Source organism: Thiolapillus sp. (assembly GCF_048562965.1).
Classification (GTDB): Bacteria; Pseudomonadota; Gammaproteobacteria; order Chromatiales; family Chromatiaceae; genus Thiolapillus; species Thiolapillus brandeum_A.
In genome coordinates this window covers 1-532 of the sequence record NZ_JBHNMF010001613.1, presented here as the reverse complement: position 1 = coordinate 532, position 532 = coordinate 1, and the positions used below count along the sequence as shown (strand labels likewise).

At 50.6% G+C, this 532-nt stretch carries 1 protein-coding gene; it reads left to right on the top strand.

Going from position 1 to position 532, the window contains the following annotated elements:
- Positions 1-107: 107 nt before the first annotated feature.
- The coding region (locus ACOCD2_RS25815) for a GGDEF domain-containing protein (RefSeq protein ID WP_294032245.1) at positions 108-532 on the top strand (425 nt) is incomplete at its 3' end.

Genomic DNA, 532 nt, shown 5'->3' with positions numbered 1-532 from the left:
AATAACCTATTGTTTTTCAAGCGAAAGAAACAAAATAAACAAGAATATTACCAAGTACTAATTTATCCGCCATATTAGTCGGCTCTAATATTCATTGCTCCAAAAAATTGGGAAACTTCAGCTTCAAGAACATCAATGATACCTGGGGTCATCATTGCGGGGACGTGGTGCTGAAGGCGATTGCGGATGCCCACCAGGTCTGCCTTCGCAGCGATGACCTGTGTGCCCGTCTGGGAGGAGAAGAGTTCGGTGTGCTGCTGCTGGTAAAGGAAAAAGAGCAGGCCAGGGAGGTGGCCGAGGACTTGAGATCCTGTCTGGAAAGTACAGTCACCGCCTGCGGTGATGTCAAAATTCCGGTTACAGCCAGTTTTGGCGTGGCTGTTGGCAGCCATGACCTGGAGAGTTTGTTCAAACAGGCCGATGCATCGCTGTATCAGGCCAAAGAGAGGGGCCGCAACCGGGTGGTGTGCAGCTTTGATTCGGATGGCACCGAAATGTCCGAAGCCAGGAAGCACATGACGGGAACAACGCT